Source organism: Variovorax sp. dw_954 (assembly GCF_018449755.1).
In the GTDB taxonomy this organism is placed as follows: domain Bacteria; phylum Pseudomonadota; class Gammaproteobacteria; order Burkholderiales; family Burkholderiaceae_C; genus Variovorax.
The window spans coordinates 1-6,050 of sequence record NZ_JAAVVD010000057.1 but is presented as its reverse complement, the minus strand read 5'-3'; the positions used below and the strand labels follow the sequence as shown (position 1 = coordinate 6,050).

Below are 6,050 nucleotides of genomic sequence, written 5' to 3'. Positions count from 1 at the left end.
CGCATCCCTCCTCCACTCCTGCTGCGGCCGGTGCCCTCGGCGCCGGCCGCGCCATCTCCTAGCTCAGGATTTCCCCCATGACTGCCATTTCCATCGGCGTGCTGCGCGCACGCGTCCACCCGCTCGTCCCCGGCTTCCTGATCAGCGTCGTGGTGGCTGCGGCCGCCACCTTCCTGGCGGGCCACTACCACGCACCGGTCATGCTGTTCGCGCTGCTGCTCGGCATGGCCGTCAACTTCCTGGCCGTGGAGGGCTCCTGCAAGCCGGGCATCGAGTTCACCTCGCGCGAAGTGCTGCGCATCGGTGTCGCGCTGCTGGGCATGCGCATCACCTTCTCGCAGATTGCGGCGCTGGGCTGGCATCCGGTGGTGATGGTGGTGGCCTCGGTGGTCATCACCATCGTCGTGGCGATGATTGCCGCCCGGGCAATGGGCTTCAACACGCTGTTCGGCCTGCTCAGCGGCGGTGCCACCGCGATCTGCGGCGCCTCGGCCGCCATGGCGCTGGCCGCGGCCCTGCCCTCGCATCCGGGCAAGGAGCGCGCCACGCTGTTCACCGTGATCGGCGTGTCGGCCCTGTCCACGCTGGCCATGATCGTCTACCCGCTCATCGTCAGGCTGCTGGGCTTCGATGCCACGCATGCGGGCATGTTCCTGGGCGGCACCATCCATGACGTGGCCCAGGTGGTGGGCGCGGGCTACGGCATGTCGCCGGAGACGGGTGATGCAGCCACGGTGGTCAAGCTGATGCGCGTAGCCATGCTGCTGCCGGTCATCGTCTGCGCGGTCATGATCAGCCGCCGCCACGGGGGCGAGCAAGGCGGCAAGCGTCCGCCGATCCTGCCCTGGTTCGCGGTGGGCTTCGTCCTGCTGGCCGCTGTCAACAGCACCGGCTGGATTCCGAAGTCGGTGCAGACCTTTGCGAACGACCTCTCGGGCTGGTGCCTGGTCGTCGCCATCAGCGCGCTGGGCATGAAGACCCAGCTCAAGGAACTCGCCAGCGTCGGCATCAAGCCGATCGTGCTGATGGTCGGGGAAACCGTCTTCCTCGCGGCGCTCGTCGCGGCGATGTTGCACTGGGGTATGTGAGAACCACGGGCGGGCCGCTATTGCGCAGGTTTTGCGGCGGGTACGCCGCGCAGATCGACGTCGGAGAAATAGGAGATCCCGTGAGCCTTGGTGTTATCCGCATCGGCCTGGATCGCGACCCCCACCACGTCCGGCGTCGTATCGCCGGCCTCGGCGCCAAAGGCTCGCTTGTAATCAGCCAGAAGCTTGCGGCGCTCGGTCAGCCAGCCACCGGTCTTGTCGGTCGCGCCTGATTCGAGCACGTCCATGTGAATGCGCTTGGTGAAGGCGTTGTCGAATTCGCTGCCCTTGCTTTCCTTCACATCCCAGACGTAGCAGAGCGTCTGGGTGGGCACCGATTCGCCGGTCGAGGTTTTCGCCAGTGCGAGCTTGGTGCGCTCGCCCACCGACAGCCGGTCGGCAGGAAAGTCGAAGAAGACGCACATCTTGGCAGCGCCGTCGTCGCCGCCCTTGGTGCGCAGATCGGCGCCTTCCACGAATTCCTCCACCTTCCAGCGCCAGGCGAGTGTGGCCTCGTCGTTGAGCTGGACCCGCGTGGGATGCACAAGGTTGCCGTAGGACTTGTCGGCATCGACCTTGAGCACCTTCTGGCCATCGAGCTGGGTGACCTCGAATTTCGTCGGCGCCTTGTTGGGCAAGGTCGTGAAGCGCCAGGGCGCGGGCGCCTGCGGACCCGGCGCGGTCGAGAACGGCGTCAACAAGCCATCGGCGCGCGCCGCCGGGGCCGCCATCCAGAGCAGCGCGGCCGCAACAGGCAATACCGCAGAAGCGAGCAAACGCCGTCCGCGCCCAGACTGGAATCTCATGTTGTCCATGGTTGGCCTCTATGGCTGGAGAAATGGGTGTTGTGCCTCCCGACCCGGAGTGTGACGCAGGCGAGCGACAAGATAAATACCCCATCGGGAATCGCCCGGATGCAAAAAGCGTCCGGGGGCGTCAGGCAGGCGATTCGTCGAACGCGACGCGCCAGGTGCCGTCCACGAAGACGATGGGCAGCTTCTTCAATTTCAGCCCAGGCCCGCCCACCATGCAGCCGGTTCTCAGGTCGAACCGGAGGCCGTGTGCCGGACACTTCACGACACATCCTTCCAGCGAGGCGCCAAAGAAGGAGGCACCGGCGTGCGGGCAGCCATCCTCGATGGCATGCATGACGTCGTCAATGCAAAAGACCAGGAGGCTGCGATCCTCCACACGCAAGAAGCGTCTGGTGCCGGCCTGTGGGGGCGCGAAGCCGGGGAGCGAGATCCAGCGAAGGCTGTTCATGTCGGGGCCCGATACAGCGCTTGGCGCGGAGCCCTCCGGCAAGGCAGTCACGAAGCCGGCACACGGTTGACCAGCCCGGCCCCCGCCCTGGCGTTCGCCGCCGCCATGATGGCCTTGTCGTTTCTTCGCGTGCCGAACACGGCTGTCTTCATGGGATCTCCTCGTGCGATGCGGTCGCTGGATGAAAGTGACTCAAGACCGGGCTGAATCCTTACACTGCGCTCACCGTTGTTGGCGGCCATCTTCCGGGAGCACCATGACATCGATCAGCACCTTCCTGACGGCCCAGCCCCTGCTGGCAGTGTTTCTCACCATAGCTTTGGGTTATTTGCTGGGTGCTGTCAACCTCGGCGGATTCTCATTGGGCTCAGGTGCCGTACTTTTCGTGGGGCTGGCGGTGGGCGCGTTTGCGCCCAAGCTCGTGTTGCCGGCATTGCTGGGCAACGTCGGCCTGCTGCTGTTCCTCTACGGCGTGGGCATCGCCTACGGCGCCCAGTTCTTCCGGGGCCTGAGCAGCGCGGAGGGCGCGAAGGCCAACCTGGCCTCCGTCATCGCGGTCGCCGCTGCGCTGGCCCTGACGCTGGCCGCGGTTCGATGGATTCCTGGCGTCGAGCTGGGTGAGGCACTGGGCGCGTTCGCCGGTGCCGGCACCAGCACCGCGGCGCTGCAGGCCGCGATCGCCGTGTTCGGCACCGCGCCCGCGACGGGCTACTCGGTGGCCTACCCGCTCGGCGTCGCCGTGCCGATCCTGCTGCTGGGGCTGTACAACGCCATGGCCAAGCCCCCACTCGAAAAGCGTGGCGCAGTCGTGATGCTTACGGAGGAAGTGGACGTGACCGAGTTCGGCGTGCTGGGCATGACCCTGAGCCACGCGTCGCGCAACCTGCCTGCGGGCGTGTCGATCGTGGCGATCCGGCGCAGCCATCACAACATTCCTGCAACCGGCGAGACGACCCTGGAGCGCGACGATGTGCTGCTTCTCACCGGCACCGACAAGGGGGCGCTCGTCAACGCCGCATCGCGCTTCGGCACATCGGATCCGGGCCGCATGGTGCGCGACCGCAGCGACCTGGACTACAACCGCTTTTTCGTGTCCAACGCGAAGATCGCCGGGAAAAGGCTGGGAGACGTCGAGTTGGCGCCCGAACTGGGCGCACGCATCCTCCACCTGCGCCGCAGCGATGCCGACCTCCATCCCGACCCGGATCGCCTGCTCGAATTCGGCGACCGTGTGGGCGTGCTGGCCCCGCGCGCGAGCTTTCCCGAGATCGGCAAGATCTTCGGCGACTCGGTGCGCGGCACGGGCGAGGTGAGCTACATCGCCATCGGCGTCGGCGTCACACTGGGCCTGGGCTTCGGTGCCATTGCCTGGCCGCTCCCGTTCATCGGACGCTTCACGCTGGGCTTTGCGGGGCTGCTGCTGATCGCCTTGTTCCTCGGATGGCGCCGCCGCACCGGGCCGTTCCAGTGGTCGATGCCCGTGTCGGCCAACCTGGTGCTGCGCAATTTCGGGTTGACGCTTTTTCTGGCCGTGGTCGGCATCTCGTCGGGCGCGACCTTTGCCGCCACCATCGCCAAGAGCGGCCTGCTCTACCTGCTGCTGGGCAGCGCCATCGTGGCGGTTCTCGTCATCGTGACGCTGCTGGTCACGGTCTTCGTCTTCCGGATGCCCTTCGATGCGGCCGCGGGCATCATTTCGGGCGTGACCGGCAACCCGGCCATCCTGTCATTCGCCAACCGCATCGCACCGACGGACAGGCCGGACATCGGCTACGCGATGATCTTCCCGTCGATGACGGTGCTAAAGATCCTGTTGGTCCAGGTCGTCGGGACCTGGGGGAACTGAGGGGCGCGAGACGGGGGCGCCCGCGGATCGGTGGTGAGGGCTGGATGCAAGCTGCCGAATGCGATCTTCATTGAGAAACCCGGACGGAAGCAGGGGCGCGGTCCGAGGGCGGTGGGTATCCCCCTCCGCGAATGTCCCCCGCCTTCGGCTCCTCCTTTATTTCGCTGCGGGGGATACCCACCGCCCTCAGCCCAACACACGCCGCGTTGTGCCGGCCGATCAACGACGGCGCGTGAGGATCACGTCGATGGTGTGATCGCGCTTGCCTGCTTCAGTGCGGCGCGTCGCCGACGATGCCGGCGCGTTCCAGGTTGCGCACCGCCGGCCAGAAATCCTGCGCCGCATAGTGCTGGGTGCAACGGTTGTCCCAGATGGCGACGCTGTTTGTCTTCCAACGGAACCGCACCTGGTACTCGGGCACGCTGGCCTGGCCCTGGAGGTAGTTCAGCAGCAGGCTTGCGCCGGGTGCGTAGTCCTGGCCCAGGCGCACGTTGTCGGGCGTGTGGAAGTTCGTGAAATGCGTGGTGAAGGCGTTGACGAACAGGACCTTCTCGCCCGTTTCCGGGTGCGTGCGCACCACCGGGTGCTCGGCGTCGGGGTATTGCGCGTGCAGCGCCAGTCGCTTTTCGGTCGGCATCACGGCGCCGAAGCTGGCTTCGATGCTGTGGCGCGCGCGCAGCGGCGCGATCTGTGCCTTGATGTGCTCGGGCAGGCGGCGATAAGCCTCGGCCATGTTGGCCCACAACATGTCGCCACCGACGTCGGGACCTTCAACGCAGCGCAGGACCGCGCCCATCTGCGGACACTCGCGCCAGGTCGCGTCGCAGTGCCAGGCGTTTTCGTATTGCTCCTGGCGGCTGTCGGGGCCTTTGTAGATGCGTACCAGCCCCGGGTGGTCAGGGTCGGTGCCGACGACCGGATGATCTTCCAGGGGGCCGAAGCGACGGGCGAAGGCGACGTGCTCGGCGCGCGTGAAATGCTGCTCGCGCAGGAACAGCACCTTGTGCGCGAGCAGCAGCGCCCGGATTTCGTCGAACAGCCCGTCGTCGTGAACGGCGTCAGCCAGGTCGACGCCGTGCAACTCGGCGCCGATGGTGGGGGTCAGCTTTTCAACCCGGATGGCGCTCGAACGACCGCGCGCGATCGTTGCTGCGGCAGGGGCGCCGGCTTCAGTAGAACTGCTCATCGTTGTCTCCTTGCAATCGCGTGCCCGGCCCCGGCAGGCAGTCTCCGCTTGGCGCTTCGAGCATCGGATAGCCCTCGGGCATCGGCGACGCGAAGTCGGGCGGCGGGGTCAGCAAGGCATCGGGCACCCTCGTGTCGCTGGCACCTCGCCCACGGTGCCAGCATAGTGCGGCGACCGCGATTCGAACTGTCCAAGATCAATTTCGACCGGCCAGCGGCATGCAGGCCCTGGGTCGAGCAGCCCGACCGGATGCTCGCGCGATTGAAGCCGATTCGACGGGACTGCCGGGAGTGGCGAGCCATAGCCCGGTCGGCGTGCCGATCGGGCGCATCCCGATGCTGTGAACAGTGAATTCGGCGCTGCGGGTTCAGGCACGAAAAGCGAAATGCGTGTCGTGACTTGCGAAGCGTCGCCGGGCCGCGATCCCTACAGTTAGCTCATCGATTCCATACCCATTCAGGAGACACGAACAATGGCAAAAGCAGTACGCCAATACGAGGCCGGCGGCCCCGAAGTCCTTCGCTACGAAGACGTCGAAGTCGGCGATCCCGGCCCCGGTCAGGTCAGGCTGCGCCATGTGGCGGTGGGCCTGAACTACGCCGACACTTATTTCCGCAACGGCACCTACGCCGTGCCCATGCCCAGCGGCCTGGGCGTGGAGGCCGCT

The 6,050-nt window shown here is 66.4% G+C and carries 6 protein-coding genes and 1 pseudogene; 3 read left to right on the top strand and 4 right to left on the bottom strand.

What is annotated here, in order from left to right:
* The first annotated feature begins 77 nt into the window (after positions 1–77).
* Positions 78–1,088, top strand: a complete 1,011-nt coding sequence (locus tag HB681_RS37135; RefSeq protein WP_213959906.1) for a putative sulfate exporter family transporter — start codon at positions 78–80, stop codon at positions 1,086–1,088.
* Between the two features lie 17 nt (positions 1,089–1,105).
* Here the strand turns inward: HB681_RS37135 and HB681_RS37130 are convergent, their stop codons facing one another.
* On the bottom strand, positions 1,106–1,903 hold the full coding sequence (locus tag HB681_RS37130; protein WP_213959905.1) for a DUF3047 domain-containing protein: 798 nt from the start codon (positions 1,901–1,903) through the stop codon (positions 1,106–1,108).
* A 121-nt stretch (positions 1,904–2,024) separates the two neighbouring features.
* Entirely contained in the window at positions 2,025–2,351 is a 327-nt protein-coding gene (locus HB681_RS37125; RefSeq protein WP_213959904.1) for a Rieske 2Fe-2S domain-containing protein, read from the bottom strand.
* A 256-nt stretch (positions 2,352–2,607) separates the two neighbouring features.
* Here HB681_RS37125 and HB681_RS37120 point away from each other — a divergent pair, with 256 nt between their 5' ends.
* On the top strand, positions 2,608–4,197 hold the full coding sequence (locus HB681_RS37120; RefSeq protein ID WP_213959903.1) for a TrkA C-terminal domain-containing protein: 1,590 nt from the start codon (positions 2,608–2,610) through the stop codon (positions 4,195–4,197).
* Between the two features lie 271 nt (positions 4,198–4,468).
* Here the strand turns inward: HB681_RS37120 and HB681_RS37115 are convergent, their stop codons facing one another.
* A complete protein-coding gene (locus HB681_RS37115) occupies positions 4,469–5,317 on the bottom strand; it encodes a TauD/TfdA family dioxygenase (RefSeq protein WP_213959907.1) in 849 nt (282 codons plus the stop codon).
* A 49-nt stretch (positions 5,318–5,366) separates the two neighbouring features.
* Complete coding sequence (locus HB681_RS38615) at positions 5,367–5,498, bottom strand: hypothetical protein (protein ID WP_256735265.1); 132 nt, start codon at positions 5,496–5,498, stop codon at positions 5,367–5,369.
* Positions 5,499–5,855: 357 nt separating this feature from the next.
* Between HB681_RS38615 and HB681_RS37110 the strand changes: the two are divergent.
* A pseudogene (locus HB681_RS37110) lies at positions 5,856–6,050 on the top strand (quinone oxidoreductase); the annotation flags it as partial.

What these genes read in the sequence shown, in the direction of transcription:
- HB681_RS37120 (WP_213959903.1), top strand. Translation starts at nt 2,608, where the DNA reads ATGACATCGATCAGCACCTTCCTGACGGCCCAGCCCCTGCTGGCAGTG.
- HB681_RS37125 (WP_213959904.1), bottom strand. Translation starts at nt 2,351, where the DNA reads ATGAACAGCCTTCGCTGGATCTCGCTCCCCGGCTTCGCGCCCCCACAG.
- HB681_RS37130 (WP_213959905.1), bottom strand. Translation starts at nt 1,903, where the DNA reads ATGGACAACATGAGATTCCAGTCTGGGCGCGGACGGCGTTTGCTCGCT.
- HB681_RS37135 (WP_213959906.1), top strand. Translation starts at nt 78, where the DNA reads ATGACTGCCATTTCCATCGGCGTGCTGCGCGCACGCGTCCACCCGCTC.